Below are 15786 nucleotides of genomic sequence, written 5' to 3' on the forward strand. Positions count from 1 at the left end.
TCACCTTCGCGTTAAGCTGGGTCTTCTTTGCCCCCAATCTGGTTGTCAATAGCGCGCTACCCATCACCGGACCACTGGCCGCTCTGTCTATTGCTGGCCCTGGCCGTCAAACTCTCACGCCGCGTCGACGACGATGTCGCCGCCTATCGCTGGGCCACCGCCTTCCTGGTATTAGGAGCATCACTGTACTATGGTGTACAGGTCTTCGCCGTTGAGGCCGCCAGCCAGGATTATCTGGCTGGCTTTGGAAAAATCTTTACCAGTAACAGCAATCCAACGGTAGCCCTGATTATTATGTGGATCTCGCTAGCGGGCGTCACCGTCATCGCTGGCTGGCTCTTCGTGCGAGCCCTACAATCGGCCAACCGCACCATGACCCAGCGCCTCGCCCCCAGCAAGAGCACATCACAAACCGCCGCCGAACCAACTCCAGCCACCCTATAACACGCATATTGCGCCCACGTTCTCAATTCTAATGGGACGTGGGCGCATCCCGTAGGTTCGGGGCATGCCCCCGAATTTACACGGATCCGTAAACGATGTTGCCGCCAAGGATGGTGGCCTGGACGCCGTTTTCGGAGAGGTGCTGCTGATCAACACGCAGGATGTCATCGCGCAGGATTACGGCATCACCAAGCTTCCCAACGGTCAAGGATCCTTTGCGCTGCTCTTCGGCTCCGGCATAGGCAGCTCCCAGGGTGTAGCCTCCGAGGGCGCTAACGATGGACAGGGCCTGATCGGGCATCCAGGGCGGGCGTTTGGTAGCTGGATCACGACGAATCGTGGCCGCATAGATAATACTCAAAGGATCATAGGTCTCGATCGGAGCATCGGATCCCATGGCGATGGGAATGCCCATGTCGTGCATGGTGCGATAGGCATAGGCGCGGCGAGAACGGCGACCCCAGTAACGCTCGGCAATATCACGATCAGCGACCGCATGGAATGGCTGAATCGAGGCAATTACGCCCAGGCGTCGCATCCGGGTCAGATCTTCAGGCGCGATCAACTGGACGTGTTCCAGGCGATAGCGCACATTTTTTAATGGCATCGCCTTATTGCCCTGGCGCACAAGTGTACGCTGCGCATGCTCAATAGAGTTCAGCGCAACCCGCGCCGCCCGATCTCCGATCGCATGAATCGCAATCATCAGATCCAGTTCAGCCGCCGCCTGGACCGTATCCATCATCTCTTGCTCAGGAAGCGCCAGGATACCACGATTCCCAGGACTCCCCTCAAAGCTATCCAGCATAGCCGCAGTCTGGGATCCCAGGGTGCCATCCGCAAATATTTTGATGCCTCCCACGCGCAACAGATCATTCTCAGCGTTGTTAATGCCCAATCCTGGTAGCTGAGACAGCATCTGCCGTGGCATAATCATTTGTACACGCACGCCCAGCTTCTGCTCATCACGCAGTTGACGAAATATATCCAGTGAGAGATCACCCTCGATATCATGAATCGTGGTAATGCCCCGGCTCTGTAAATGTGCCAGTTCCTGTTCCATTAAACGGCGACTAACCACAGGATCAGGCGGAGTAACCACATCAAATATTAGTTTCGTGGCGTCCGCTTCCTGTAAGACACCAGTGGGCTCACCATTACCAGCACGTAAGATAGAACCCCCCGCTGGATCAGGCGTCTCAGCAGTAATATGGGCCAGTTCCAGGGCTCGTGAGTTAACCCAGAGCATATGGAAATCCTTACTGGCCAGCGCCACAGGATGTTCCGGGGCCGCCGCATCCAGCGAGGCACGCGTCGGGAAACTGCTATTCGGCCAGAGATTATGATCCCAATGACTTCCCTCAATCCACTGTCCCGCCGGAGTCATAGCCGCACGCGCGCGCACCAGATCAGCCACTTCATCCTCACTGATACACGCGGACGCATCCACGCGTTGTCCACGATACCCCGTAGCCAGGAGATGAATATGGGCATCAATAAAACCGGGTATCACCGTTCGACCATGCAAATCCACCAACTCGGCATGCTGCCCCCGACACGCCGCACCTCATCATTTGTACCAACCGCCAGGATACGACCGCTGCGGGTATCAATGGCCATCGCCTGTGCATGTGGTACATGCGCATCCATCGTGTAGATGTTCCCATTCAGGTAGAGCACCGTACTCATCAAGCCACTCACTTTCTATGGTCAAGCCAGCACGCATGTGACGACGTACCAGCGCAGAAATAGGAAAGTGGTATCAGCATCAAGATACCACTTTCTTCAGATTTATTCTTGCAGAAAATTCGCAATCGCGTCAGCAAGCACCTGAGGACGTTGGAGTTGAATATCGTGTGACGTCTCCGGCATCCAGAGCACAGAGCAGCGTTGAATCGCCCGGGCCACCTGAGCCGCCATCTGCCCTTTGGCAGCCGCGAACTCATCCGCATGCTCCAGCCGCTCCGGTAACTCTTCACCGGGCACAGGCCGATCGGCCGCCGGAATCAACAAAACCGGGCAACTTAACTTACTATAATACAGCAACGCCCGATCCTCCCACAGCGACTCGCGGATAGCGCACTGCTGCTCTGGTCGTAAGCGTTCCTGCACCGTCCCATCAGACAACTCCTGTACATACGTCTGCACAATTTCCTCAACCCCGGGACTCCAGTTAAACGGCAGTTCTTTGCGCAAAGCCTGCAAGTACTCCTGCTTTGAAGGATAGATATCATTCGAAATCTTCTCACGAATAAAGCGTTCCCGCGTCATCCCGGGCCAGTGGCGCGGCTCCACATGTGGACAATCTACCAGCACCAGATGACTCACCAGGGCCGGATGACGTGCAGCCAGAACCAGAGCCACGCGTGCGCCCCAGCCGTGGCCAACGACCGCCACTTGCCCCAGGCCTAATTTAGCCATGCCACTGATCACATCCTCAGCAATCGTCACAGGATCATACCCGCTGGCGGGCTGATCGCTCAAGCCATGGCCACGCAGATCAAAGGCCAGCGCGAAATGGCGTGGATATAACGCCTCGGCCGTCAACCGCCAGGTATCAGCCGTTGCCGCCAATCCATGCAGAAGCACCACAGGAATATTATCCATATTCTCATCAGACTCAGGCGCAGCAGCATCAGCCGTCAGCGACTGAGAAATATACTCTGGATCCCACTCAAGGTAGTGAAGACGTAGATTATCCGCATCCACAAAGGAGCTATGAGGTTCCAACATAGACATACCTCTCTCTCAATATATCTTCTTATTCCTGTTTAGAAATTAAGTAGACACTGACGATAATGAGCATACCGCCAAAGATGGTATAAGCTGTAAGTTCTTCTTGCAAAAGCAGCACGCCAAGCAACGGTCCTAATAATGGTTGAATAAACAAGGTCGAAGCGGCCTTCGAGGCATTAACCTTTGTAAGTCCCTGAAACCAGGCCAGATAGGCTACACATGTACACATAATAGCTAACCAGAGCACACTTAGCCAGCCCAGCAGACCCGGCATGCGCCAGCCAGTCGAGATAAATTCCCAGCCGGCCACGGGCAACCAGAAAATCATACTCCCTACAATCGAAGCCGTTGTGATCAATAAAGGCGAATGTTTGCTGAGTAATGCCTTCCCACGCACAGTATACAGTGCCTCCACCAGCAACGCCGCCACCACCACCAGATCCCCAATAATACGCCATCGTCCACCATCCGCCGGAATATTAGGAATGATGCTCCGCTCCACAATCAGGTAGACCCCGACAAAACCAAGCAGTAGCGCCACCAGTGAGCCGCCAGTCACCCGTTCCCGCAACACAATCCAGGATAATGCCGCCGTAAAAATTGACTCGCCAGTAATCAAGAGCGCCACATCCGAAGCCGTCGTCAGCGATAAACCGCCAAATTCCAGCATCTTATTCACCACAAAACCGATCAAGGAGAGCAGCAATATTGTGGAATGTCACGCCGCGTCAAATGCAGTGCGCCCCGTTTGGCCAGCAAAAATGGCAATAGCACCAGACCAGACAGACACATGCGTAACGAAAGCATCAACGGTAGCGACATATCTGACAGCGCATATTTAGCGGCAACATAACTAGTTGCCCATACCACATTTGCACCAATTAAGATCAGCCAGGAAAAGGTATGACGCGATGCAGCGGGGGACGAGAGACGCGAGGAGATAGGCAAAACAGGACTCCTTACCAGGTATCAAAACAGCAGTACATTACCAAAAGTCGTAGAGATTGCATCGCAAACACGCGCCTGTCAGTCACATTGTACCGCATAACAACACTTTTCACATTCCCCTCCCCCCGTGAAGGCTGCCGCTACGGGTTTGGTCGGGTGGCCAGTAAGACTTTATAGCGTGAATTTCCGGCGACTTCTTCTACCTGCTGAAAATATGTGTGCAGCGTCGGTTCATATTTCAGGAAACGATTCGCCACCAGATAGAGGCGTCCAGCGGGCACCAGCACCCGGGCAGCCTGCTGGATAAAACGCTGAGCAATCTCTAGCGTCTGGATACCACCTTGATGAAAAGGAGGATTGGTCGCCACCAGATCAAACTGTTGATCCAGCACAGCCTGGGCTCCATCGCTCGGCAAGACCTGTACATTGGATAGCCCGGCCTGTTCCGCTGCCTGCTGACTGGCATCCACCGCCGCCAGACTGGCATCCACCATCATAACCCGTCCCTCAGAAGCCTGACGCGCCATATGGAGTCCGATATAGCCTGCGCCACAGCCGATATCCAGGCAGCGATCAACAGGCTTCACAGTCAGAGCCGACAACAACAACTGCGTCCCCTCATCCAATTTACTGTCCGCAAAGATACGCAACGCCGTATCCGGCACAGCCTCAAGCGGAAACGCGGTCCGCTTCGTCGAGCACAGCACCCGATGCCCCTTCTGCATCGCCACCGTCTCCACATTACCAAACAACTCCTGCATGCGCTTCGCCACCGTCAGAATCCCACGATCCTTCGCCCCCGCCACATAAAGCCGTCCACCAGTCCGTAAGGCATAGGCCGCTGTACGTAAACCATAGAGCATCCAGACGTTCCCGGGTTGATACAACACATTCATAACCGCAACCTGCACTGTCTCAGCAGGATGATGTAATATATAGTTATGGAACGCCGTCTTATCAATCATCACAGAAGATGAAGAGCCCGGAGCAAGCGCTCCCAGGGTCGCGACATTATCTTCCGCCAGAAGTAACGTCCCGCCCGCCAAACGTTGCTGCGCCAGCGTCACAAATGGATCGGCAGCAGAATTCAGGATCAGGATGTGGTCTGTGGCAGCAAATTGTACAAAATTACATAATAGTTGAGATTGGAGCATCATTATGGCCCTCTATATTGATAGTGCTAACCTGGATGATATCACAGCCGTAGCACAAACTGTACCAATAGCAGGGGTAACAACCAACCCGACCCTGCTTTTAGATGCGCGTCAGCGAGGACAGCAGGCCAGCGTAGAAGAAGTGATCTCCCGCCTCCTACAGAACGTCCACGGCACCATCTTTCTCCAGCCCTCGATCGCCAATGAAGAACGCGCCTATCGCGAAACCATGTCCTACATCCAGATCGACCCGGAAAGAGTGCTGGCCAAGATTCCCATGTGCAAGAACGGCGTGCGCCTGGGACAACGCCTGCATGCCGAAGGCCAGCATATCGCCTTCACTGCCGTCACCACCGTAGCTCAGGCTTATATGGCAGCCATGGTTGGTGCCGACTACATCATTCCTTACTATAATCGTTTACGCCGTAGCGGGGTAGACCCCTGCGCACGAATCGCACAAATGGCCCAGGTCATTGGCAACCGGCCCACGCCTACCCGTATACTCGCCGCCAGTATCAAATCCACCGCCGAAGCAGCCGAAGCATTACTCAGTGGAGCCCACGACCTCACCATCCCACCAGCCATCCTGCTAGAAATGGCAACAGACCCCGAAAGTGAGGAGGCAATTGAACGTTTTGAGCGAGATTCTGCCAGGATGAAAAATTTGTAATATAGTTCTTGTCTATCTTTTCTTGTTTTATGAACATTCTTTCACCATAAAAGAGGATCAATTCATGGCATAGTCATGCATGCATGTTATAGTTATCAATGTAAACGGATAGAGAAACGAAACCTTGGTGGACGCGGGGATGGCAAGGTGGGGGGTAACGAGGTTCGCCATTCTTGTACGGGTTCAGGTGGAAGTGGGGAATGGACAAGAATGGGCTGATGGTAGGGGGAATAGAGTTGAAACGTTCTTGCAGGTGGTCAGGTAGCAAGGTTGGGTTGGCAAGGACGGAAAAGTGGCGGATGTGGGGCAGGGTACCGGCTTACTTGCGATTGGAATGGTGGTTGTAGGGTGGCGGCAAGAGTGATCAGGTACAGGGGGACTTAACAACGTTCTTGAGGTGGTTACGTGGCAGGGTTGGGTTGGCAAGAACGTTCAGGACGCAGGGGACGAACCGACTTCTATCTGGTTGTTACCAGTAACATTCATGCATGGAATTATAACGGTGGTTATGCGGTACGTGTGGCGGTGATGATGGGGCCGGTGTGGCGGTGGCGGTGGAATAGGTGCGGCGGTGGCGGGTGGATGTGTGGTAAGTGTGACGGCAGTGGTTGGGGTGTGGTACGTGTGGTGAGCAGCGGCGGTGGGGGACATAAATGGTGGTGGATGTTGGGCAGGTGTGGTGGTGGCAAACATTCCATACATGACTTTGTGGAGGGGAGAACGTGGACATGGCTGGTGGAGAAGAGAAAGCCTGAAAGGTGTATTTTTACACCTTCAGGCTTCTATGCATCTCCCCTCCGCACACTGGTACTCACAAAGACCTCAAAAACAAATATTTTCTACTTCTTGCTAAATTACTTCTCCAGAATATCTTCCTCAGACCAGGCAGCTTGCCACAATTCCGACATACAATCGTAACAATTCTGCGCTATGCTATACCTATGTAGCGGCAGCGCTGGTCGCTGCGACCTGGCGGCGTACGATCATGTCCCTGGAAACAATGACCCATTCCTCTCTTCGTGTTGCTGGCTCGGACGTGCACTGATCGCAGCGACCAGCGCTACCGGTACGACGCATCTGCCGCCAACCGTTGCTTCACCGAAACGTATTGGCACCAGGGCCAATACGTTTCGGTGAAGCGCTTTTGTGACCATAAAACACATGGTGGAGAAAAGCAGCGAATCATACGTGGAGTGAGCGCCACACGCGGAGGCCGGCATGCGGCGTTCTCGTGGAGCGAGGGGCTCAAAGAGCATCGCATGCCTGTGGCGCCTACACCGAGACGGATCCTGTTTCGTGATCCTCTTTGAGAAGGATCCACGCGATCTCCCACCACGTGGCTGCGCGAGCAGGCGACGGCACACACGATCCCTGTAGGCGCCACAGCACTGCGAGTCGTTCCTGTACACTGGCCTGCGCAAACGCAGCAGTGCGGCCTCCGCGTGTGGCGCCCTCTCCACGTACACGACGCCACGCCATACCGTTGAGGTTATCTCCTTCAACGAAAAGTATTGGGCACCAGGGCTAATACGTTTCACTTAAGGGATTGAATGGCTGAAATGATAGCATGACGGTGAAGGAATACCTTCTCAAAGGATCAAGAGAGGTAAAACGTGTAGATTCGACCCTTTGGGTCGATTCGTGCCTCCACGCTACCCTCACCTCCGCAGGATCACGCAAGTGAAAAAGCGGTGAAGCAAGGCGTGAAGAGGCTTGCTCATGGTCAAGCAAGGATAGTATGCAGGCACGAATCGACCCAAAGGGTCGAACCTACCTGTTCGCTTTTCTTGATCCTTTGAAGTCACTGGGCCTCTGATCGGCTCAGATGCTTTCGTCAATCTCGTCCAGAAAAAGGCTTACGTGAAAAGTATTAGGCACCAGGGCTGCCGCTACAACAGTTTAAATATATGAGGTTGGAACATATGATGCAGGTAGGGTATCGTAAAGTTGCGCAGCAACAGACGTTTCATAATATTAGTTATCTTCTACTGTCACTGCCATTGGGGATCAGCTATTTTGTGCTGGTACTGGTTGGAATAGTATTGACAGTTCTCAACGTATTAATCATTGGTATCCCCTTGATTTTGCTCTTTGTGGCAGGTATCTGGCGCGTGGCGGCCTTTGAACATATGCTATCGCGCAAGTTACTCCATGTGCAGATCGCCCCGATGGCCACACCATTTCCAGCGCAGGCCACCCGTTTACAGCGCTTCTTGATCCACATGCGGCGACCAGTAACCTGGAAAAGTCTAGGCTATCTCTTCCTCAAATTTCCCTTTGGCATCTTCTCATTTGTGATCACCATCGTCTTCCTGGTACTTAGCCTGGCACTCAGTCTTGTGGCCTGCATACTCACAGTTCTGGCCGCGCCATTCTTCCTGATTTATGCCATCGCTACGTCCAATAGCAACTTGAACGGAGCGGCGCTACGGCGCAATCTGCCAGTGATCATCACAATGGGAGGACTGACCCTGCTGCCTATCAGTGTACTCAATATCATCGCCACGCTCTGGGGCCAGTTTGCGCAGACGATGCTGGGGATGAATCAGAACGCTCTGAGACTGGCGGAAGCGACCGCGATGGCGGAGCGAGAACGGGCTAAAGCTGAGCAGGCAGAACAGGGCAGACGTGAACTGATCATGAACGTCTCCCACGATCTACGCACACCCGTTGCCAGCATTAGAGGCCACCTGGAAGCCCTGTTGTTAGCTGACCAGGAAGATCCTGAGACCCAGCACACCTATCTGCAGATCGCCCACCGAGAAACATTACGCCTGGGCACCATGGTTGAAGATCTCCTCGCCCTGGCACGCAATGATAGCCATGAACTGCGCCTGCAGATCGAAACCATCGATGCAGGTATCATCATCGAAGAAGTCTACCAGGCCATGATGCCGCTGGCCAGACGCGAACGCCAGATCAGCCTGGTCCGCGAGTTACCACTACACGTGCCAAAGATTCTGGCCGACAGCCAGCGCCTGCGCCAGGTCCTGCTCAATCTTGTACGGAACGCCATCACGTATACACCCGATGGCGGCATCGTCGCCATCAGTCTGGCACCCACTGAAGACCGCTATGTAGTGATTACAGTAGCCGACACAGGCATTGGGATTGAGCCAGAGGAACAACAGCAGATCTTTGAGCGCTTCTACCGTACTGATAGCTCACGCACACGCAGTTCGGGCGGCTTCGGGCTTGGCCTGGCCATCGTACAGAACTTTGTCAGCGCCATGGGGGGGAGCATCTCGGTTCAAAGCGTCCCCGGCGAAGGAAGTTCCTTCCATATCCAGCTCAAAGCCGCCTGAACAAAAGGATTGAATCCTGGCTAGTATCTGGTGTACACTAATACTAGATTTTAAAGGTAGTAGCAGCAAAGAAGAGAACAGGATCAGGATAATGGCAAGGATACTCGTAGTTGAGGACGAGCTAGATATCTGTAATTTGATTCGCCATGAGCTAGAGGCACAGGGCCATCAGGTCTATCAGGCATTTGATGGCCAGACCGCGCTGGATATTGTCGCGCACCAGCAGCCATTACATCTGATCATCTTAGACTGGATGCTCCCAAAATTGGATGGACTGACGGTGTGTCGGCGCGTACGCGAAAATTATCTGATGCCGATTATTATGCTGACCGCCCGGACCGATGAAGTGGATCGCATTCTTGGCCTGGAAGTCGGGGCCGACGATTATGTCAGTAAACCATTTAGTGTGCGTGAACTGACTGCACGCGTACGGGCCATGTTACGACGGATTGATCTGGATAAGCAAGCAACGCAGGAGGCTATATCGAACACGGCCGCTATGAGCACTTCCACAGTAGCAGCCACAACAGTGGCGGTAGGACAGCCACGACAGGACGCCTCGCTGGCGGTTCCACCACCTATTATCCGAGGCAGCCTGCACATCTCTATCGCCGAACACACTGTCATGATCGAGCAACGAAAAATAGAGCTCACCCCAAAAGAATACGAGCTACTGATCCTGCTCGTCAAAAATCCTGGCCGCGCATTCAGCCGTGAATTTCTCCTGCAGGAACTCTGGGGCTATAACTATGATGGCTTTGACCGTACCGTTGATACACACATGACACGCCTGCGCAAAAAGCTGGGTTCCCTGGGAGAAAAGATCGTCACCGTCTGGGGCGTCGGCTACCGCTTCGTCGCCTGAAAATACGCGTAATTGATAAAGGCCAGTCCAACCTTTGGAGATTGAACCGACCTTTATCAACTATCTGCAATGGAGCACGCTCAGGAAGACAATATTTTTTGGCGTAACAGAGAACGCTCGATGAGCGAGCTGATCTGCTCCAGATATGTCCAGAAAAACTCAGCATGTGGATCTTCATCCTTCAGGGCTATCTGCATAGCTTCCGCATTCGCCAGCCAGGAAACTCCATTAACCACACGTAGATAGAGCACGCACAACTCGCGACGCGCAGACTTAAGCGGAATAAAATGAACCAGCGTCTGTGGTGCATGCTCATCCACCAGCACCGAGCGATTTCCCGTATTAAACACCATCTGCGCCCGGCTCAATTCCTCAGCATTCGGCACAAACTCATCCACACGAATAGGTGCATCAGCCATAGCTTGCAAGTTTCCATGTTGATCTGGAACCAGAATGGCACATTCCTGCACACCAAGCGAAGAAAAGACGCGCTGTGTGGATAAAGCAATGATATCTAACTGGGTATCAAAATCATCAGTGGTGTTATATACACGCATCAACTCATAGAGAATACGCAACTCATGCTCATTCTCACGCTCTACTTCCGCCCGCTGGCGAATCGAGCCTGCCAGTTGTCCGGTAACAATCGCCGTAATCAAGAACACAAATAGCGTCACCCACTGCGCTGGATCAGCCAGCCACAAAGAATAAAGTGGCGGCAACAAAAAGTAGTTAAAGGAAAGGAATGCTGCCAGCGAAGCAACGATTGCCGCATAACGGCTACGCCAGATTGCCAGCACGATAATCCAGATCAACTGAATGATCATGATATCCGAGATACGTGGATAGAGGTGTGAAAAATAAATGATGCCCGTGATCATCAGGGAACCAACAATGGCAATTAAGGCATCATACACATAATAATGCCATTTGTTTTTGAATCCCTTATTTATAGTTGGAATGCGTTCAACCTGCTGCATAGAGCACCTCACCAGATATTAGCTGAGATATGACGACGATCTTTGTGCTTCATCACTAACATACAACTAAAAATATCAAGAGTGCCTAAATAAGTGCAGGGTTCACCTCAAAAATTCCTCAAAAAGATGGGGAATGCTAAAAGTGGTATTTCTGGTTGATGCCTTCTATGCTGCGCCGTGTGGTATTTGATTGCTATGTATACTCAGGGAGTGGTAAGCCGCATGCCAACCTGGGGGCGCTGACGCCCCCAATCTCTATTTATAGTGTGAGAGCGCCGTGTGGCGCGAGCACTCAGAGAGAAAGGTTTCCATGAGCACGCGCCTCAGATTATAGGCTAAGGCGGAAAGAGAATTTAGTTGAGGACGGTGTGGACCAGTACGAGTTGTTGCAATGGCGGACCCGCTGGATTAGCGCAGGTGATCAGATTCAGATACAGACCACTTGTGTCCCGAAAGATGTTGAAGGCCGGGGCTTCATCTGGATGATAGGACTGAACTGCTAAGACATGAAAATGCTGCACAACACCATTCGAGTTCACAACCAGCACCATATCACCTGGATGTAGGGCAGTGAGTCGGCTAAAGACGGCCGGTGTACCATCGGAATGGGTAGTATGGCCATCGATGACAGCGCTACCAGGATCGCCCGGGCGAGGACCACTGAAAAACCAGCCCACGCCATCCTGCCCATGAAGTCCTGGAACATCCATGCGACCGTCAGGACTTGTACCCACGGTCTCGATGGGAGCATCTACCCCGATAGAGGGAATCTGTAAATGGGCGCCTGTATCAAAATGTAATGCCATCATTTTAGGATCAATGCCCAGTGTAGGCGTAATCAACGTATGATCTGGCTCCTTCAGTACAGGGCCCATCGCTGAATTCTGCGACGACACCCGGGCAATTTTTTGATCAAAATTCGTGGAGATTTGATTCGTGGTGCCATCATTTTTTACCGGTTGAGGAATATGCACCTCGACAGGAGTAAAGATTACATTAGGATGGGAAGCCCCTTCCACAATGGCAGAAACAGTAAACATGTTGCGCCATCCCCAGCCAACAAGCACGCCAAATAGCAAAAGCAGTAAAGCCAGAGCAAAGACAGTGCCCGGTTTGGTAGGTGCTGTCTTCAAAAATCGGTGCATCCTAAAAGGTTGCATGAAGTAACTACTCCTCTCAACAGTGCTGATGAACTGGTATTCAAAGGTCAATGAGGCGCATGCCAATACAGATCAAGTATACTCATAGCTATCAACACATATTCATCAATCTATTACTTCCTCTACAGGAACAGCAGCCACAAGAGAGGGATATATCAAAAGAACAATATCAACCAAAAACACGTTATCCCCCCTGTAAAAAACCAGGGGAGATAACGTGTGAACATATCTTTGATGGACAGGCAAAGAGCAAAATGTCAGATCACGCTTGCATGTCCACAATCAGAACGATCAAGCATAGCTAACCTATCTCTTACCAGGATCAGATCCTGTCAGAGGCAGACCAGGATACTTATGATGGTGCTGCTGGTGATGGTTATTTTCATGACTTGCGTTGAAGTTCTCGCTTTCGTTGCCGTTATTATTGTTGTTGTTCACCTCATTGTTATTCCCATGATCATTGTTGTTTCCATGATCATTGTTGTTCTCGTGGTCATTGTTGTTCCCATGATCATTGTTGTTTCCATGATCATTGTTGTTTCCATGATCATTGTTGTTTCCATGATCATTGTTGTTTCCATGATCATTGTTGTTCCCATGATCATTGTTGTTCCCATGATCATTGTTGTTCCCATGATCATGTACGTAGATCGTATAGGTCCTCGAGTTATTATCCATATTTGGATTACCCGGGACATCTACGCTCGCCGTATAGGTCAGAGAAGGCACCGCATCTTCTGTGACTTCACCACTGATGGTGATCACCGGCAAAGTCTGGTTCGCCTTCAAGGGATCTGTGCCCGTATAAGTAGCTTCAATCACCGCAGGGCTGGTGCTGTCGCTGACACTAAACTGCCAATTCTCACCATGGACCTTGATATGCGTAAACCCAACAGGGATGACCCCCTTGAGGGTGATCGTAGTTGGATCCATGACCGGACCAGCATTGCTCTGGTTAGTAATTGCCAGGAAGAAAGTAACTTTATCACCCACCTCATACTGATCACCCTTCAGACTACTGCCAATAATCTGCAGGTCAGGAGGAGTGCCTGTCGTCACCGTCCCGGATGGTGAAGTACCAGCAACCGCCGTTTCGGTCGGGTTCCCAGATCCCGGTGGAGTACCAGCAACCGCTGCCTCAGTCGGGCTACCAGTCGCCGTTGGAGAGCCTGCGGTTGTCCTGATGGAGACCGTAGTCCCCGTGGCGACTGGCGTGCCAGTTCCAGGTCCGGGCTGCATCACGGTCACCGTATCATAACTACTATTCGTGCTCGGGCTCGGATCATCACTGGAGCTCACGATAGCCGTATTGGTGTAGGACGGCATGGCATCGGTTGTGAACACGCCAGTGATCGCGATGGGCGGCAGATTAGCACCTGGAGCCAGCGGATAGGGGCCCGTATAGGTTGCCAGCACCACTGATGGGCTGGTGACATTGATCACACGAATGTTCCAGTTAAAACCCGTGGCCGACACATTGGAGAGACCAAGCGGCAGCAAATCAAACAGCGTGACCGGCTGACTCTCCGGGCCAGAACCAGGCAGATTACTGATACTCAACACATAGGTGATCGACTGACCCACGCTGAACGTGCTGCCCCCACCCAGATGGGTCTTGGAGATGAACCACTGTGGTTTTAAGGGCGGCGTGCCTGTCGCCGTAGGTGTTCCTATTACCACGGCAGTGGCTGTTGGCGTTCCAATTGCTACGACAGTTGGCGTCTCTGTTGGCGTTGCCGTCGGGGTCGCTGCCGGCGTTGGGGTTGGCGTCTCTGCTGCCGTCGGGGTTGGCGTTGCCGTCTCTGTTGCCGTCGGGGTTGGCGTCTCCGCTGCCGTCGGGGTTGGCGTTGGCGTTGGAGTCTCCGCTGCCGTCGGGGTTGGCGTTGGCGTTGGCGTCTCCGTCGGGGTTGGTGTTGGCGTTGCCGTCTCCGCTGCCGTCGGGGTTGGCGTTGGCGTCTCCGCTGCCGTCGGTGTTGGCGTTGCCGTCTCCGTTGCCGTCGGTGTTGGCGTTGCCGTCTCCGTTGCCGTCGGTGTTGGCTCCGCTGCTATCGTAATGGCGACCGACGACATAGGGTTGGGGTTCACATTGCCAGCAATAATCACATTGGCACTATTCGCCAAAGGGCTCAGAGCCTGTATGTTCAGCACCCCGGTGATCGTAATCGTCCCTAACGTGGTCCCTGGTGCGATCGGATATGAGCCGTTATAGTTACCCGTAATCAATGAGGGACTTGTACTGGATGATGAGTTGGTCAGCCAATCGCTCCCACTCGTCACTGTCACATTATCAAATCCCAGTGGCAGCGTGTCGTTGACATTGATCGGTGTACCCGACTCAATAATGCCTGAATCTGGTGCGGTACCAACGGTCAGAGTATAGGTTACGGTATCACCAACGTGAAACGTTGTATTTGAGGCCAGTTTAAGGATACCCACATCCGGTGGCGCTGGGACTGGCGTCGGCGTCTCCGTTGGCGTTGGCGTCGGCGTCGGCGTTGCCGTTGGCGTCGGCGTTGCCGTTGGCGCTGGGGTTGGCGTCGGCGTTGGCGTCTCCGTTGGCGTTGGCGTCGGCGTCGGCGTTGGCGTCTCCGTTGGCGTTGGCGTCTCCGTTGGCGTTGGCGTCGGCGTTGGCGTCTCCATTGGCGTTGGCGTCTCCATTGGCGTTGGCGTCGGAGTCACCGTCGGGGTTGGCGTGCCGATGTCACGTGGTCCTGCTCCAAGCGTAATCGTAACAAATGAAGTGGGATTAGGATGTACATTCCCATCGATAACCACGGTGGCGCTATTTGGCAAAGGACTCACAGCATTGGCATTGAGTTTCCCTGTGATTGTGATGGTACCTAACATGGTACCGGGAACAATTGGATACGCACCATGATAGTAGGCCTCAATCAATGAGGGACTCGTAGCTGCAGTGGAATAAGCAATCCAATCATTGCCACTCGCCACGGTTACATGATCAAAGCCCAATGGCAGGGCATCACTCACTCTGATTGGTGTGCCTGCCTTAATGATGCCTGAGTCAAGCGAGGTGGAAACCCTCAAGGTATAGGTCACTGTATCACCGACTCTAAAATTAGTGCCGGAAGCTGTCTTGACGATTAAAACATCAGGTGCCGCAGACTTTGCCACTGTTGGCGTTGCATGCAAGTTACGACGACCCGGAACAACTGTTTTTATTACCATCCGGGGCGTTGTCACTGGCCTGGATTTGGTTGTTTCCAGGTGTGATCGTGTCGTTCCCAGGTGAGGCTGAGCCAATGCATGAATCATACTTCGACCATGAGAATAGCCCACGGCCTGAGCGCTGGCAAAAAAGCCCGCAAATACGGAAAGTTGACTACCTAACAGTAGTACACACAAAAGAAATGCTCGAAATAACGAGCTAAAGGTTAGAATCTTTCTAACATGAGGAGGTTGATGCATCACTAAGAAACCCTTCTTCCACTATACGATTTACCAATGAAAGTGATGACTGGCACAAATTCACAGATGAAAAGCAATTGAGAACGCTGCTTCATCGA

Annotated in this window: 16 protein-coding genes; 5 read left to right on the forward strand and 11 right to left on the reverse strand. The window is 52.7% G+C overall.

All coding sequences use genetic code 11. The annotated features are described in order from the left end of the window. The first annotated feature begins 27 nt into the window (after positions 1-27). Positions 28-444: a hypothetical protein gene (locus KDW_RS09250; protein ID WP_151755692.1), complete on the forward strand. Its 417-nt coding sequence runs from the start codon at positions 28-30 to the stop codon at positions 442-444. 76 nt (positions 445-520) lie between these two features. Here KDW_RS09250 and KDW_RS09255 read toward each other — a convergent pair whose 3' ends face one another. From KDW_RS09255 to KDW_RS09280, 6 genes are all read right to left on the reverse strand, one after another. Next, complete coding sequence (locus tag KDW_RS09255; RefSeq protein ID WP_233097776.1) at positions 521-1978, reverse strand: amidohydrolase; 1458 nt, start codon at positions 1976-1978, stop codon at positions 521-523. Beyond that, positions 1954-2133, reverse strand: coding sequence for a hypothetical protein (locus KDW_RS09260; RefSeq protein WP_162005080.1), 180 nt, complete (start codon positions 2131-2133; stop codon positions 1954-1956). The genes KDW_RS09255 and KDW_RS09260 overlap by 25 nt, the downstream gene beginning before the upstream one ends. A 102-nt stretch (positions 2134-2235) precedes the next feature. Further along, positions 2236-3177 carry an alpha/beta fold hydrolase gene (locus KDW_RS09265; protein ID WP_162005081.1) on the reverse strand — a complete coding sequence of 314 codons (942 nt, stop codon included), beginning with the start codon at positions 3175-3177 and terminating at the stop codon, positions 2236-2238. A gap of 28 nt (positions 3178-3205) precedes the next feature. Then, positions 3206-3850 (reverse strand): DMT family transporter, encoded by a 645-nt coding sequence (locus KDW_RS34870; RefSeq protein WP_151755696.1) that lies wholly within the window; start codon positions 3848-3850, stop codon positions 3206-3208. Positions 3851-3870: 20 nt separating this feature from the next. Next, positions 3871-4128, reverse strand: a complete 258-nt coding sequence (locus tag KDW_RS34875; protein ID WP_162005082.1) for an EamA family transporter — start codon at positions 4126-4128, stop codon at positions 3871-3873. 140 nt (positions 4129-4268) lie between these two features. Continuing rightward, positions 4269-5285 carry a methyltransferase gene (locus KDW_RS09280; RefSeq protein WP_151755698.1) on the reverse strand — a complete coding sequence of 339 codons (1017 nt, stop codon included), beginning with the start codon at positions 5283-5285 and terminating at the stop codon, positions 4269-4271. 1 nt (position 5286) lies between these two features. Here KDW_RS09280 and KDW_RS09285 point away from each other — a divergent pair, with 1 nt between their 5' ends. Next, positions 5287-5952, forward strand: a complete 666-nt coding sequence (locus KDW_RS09285) for a transaldolase family protein (RefSeq protein ID WP_151755699.1) — start codon at positions 5287-5289, stop codon at positions 5950-5952. Positions 5953-6357: 405 nt separating this feature from the next. After that, a complete protein-coding gene (locus KDW_RS09290) occupies positions 6358-6870 on the forward strand; it encodes a hypothetical protein (RefSeq protein WP_151755700.1) in 513 nt (170 codons plus the stop codon). Positions 6871-6891: 21 nt separating this feature from the next. On the opposite strand, the gene KDW_RS31615 is transcribed toward KDW_RS09290, so the two are convergent. Continuing rightward, positions 6892-7029 (reverse strand): hypothetical protein, encoded by a 138-nt coding sequence (locus KDW_RS31615; protein WP_162005083.1) that lies wholly within the window; start codon positions 7027-7029, stop codon positions 6892-6894. Positions 7030-7224: 195 nt separating this feature from the next. Next, positions 7225-7431: a hypothetical protein gene (locus tag KDW_RS09300; RefSeq protein ID WP_151755702.1), complete on the reverse strand. Its 207-nt coding sequence runs from the start codon at positions 7429-7431 to the stop codon at positions 7225-7227. Positions 7432-7874: 443 nt separating this feature from the next. Here KDW_RS09300 and KDW_RS09305 point away from each other — a divergent pair, with 443 nt between their 5' ends. Then, positions 7875-9257 carry a sensor histidine kinase gene (locus tag KDW_RS09305; RefSeq protein ID WP_162005084.1) on the forward strand — a complete coding sequence of 461 codons (1383 nt, stop codon included), beginning with the start codon at positions 7875-7877 and terminating at the stop codon, positions 9255-9257. A gap of 91 nt (positions 9258-9348) precedes the next feature. Further along, positions 9349-10122, forward strand: coding sequence for a response regulator transcription factor (locus KDW_RS09310; protein WP_151755704.1), 774 nt, complete (start codon positions 9349-9351; stop codon positions 10120-10122). 80 nt (positions 10123-10202) lie between these two features. On the opposite strand, the gene KDW_RS09315 is transcribed toward KDW_RS09310, so the two are convergent. The 3 genes from KDW_RS09315 to KDW_RS34880 form a co-directional block, all read right to left on the reverse strand. Beyond that, complete coding sequence (locus tag KDW_RS09315; protein WP_151755705.1) at positions 10203-11102, reverse strand: DUF4118 domain-containing protein; 900 nt, start codon at positions 11100-11102, stop codon at positions 10203-10205. Positions 11103-11455: 353 nt separating this feature from the next. Continuing rightward, positions 11456-12235, reverse strand: coding sequence for a class F sortase (locus KDW_RS09320; protein ID WP_162005085.1), 780 nt, complete (start codon positions 12233-12235; stop codon positions 11456-11458). A gap of 333 nt (positions 12236-12568) precedes the next feature. Further along, positions 12569-15535: a hypothetical protein gene (locus KDW_RS34880; protein ID WP_198925229.1), complete on the reverse strand. Its 2967-nt coding sequence runs from the start codon at positions 15533-15535 to the stop codon at positions 12569-12571. Between the last annotated feature and the right edge of the window lie 251 nt (positions 15536-15786).

Origin of the sequence: Dictyobacter vulcani (assembly GCF_008974265.1) — a bacterium.
GTDB classification, from domain to species: Bacteria; Chloroflexota; Ktedonobacteria; order Ktedonobacterales; family Ktedonobacteraceae; genus Dictyobacter; species Dictyobacter vulcani.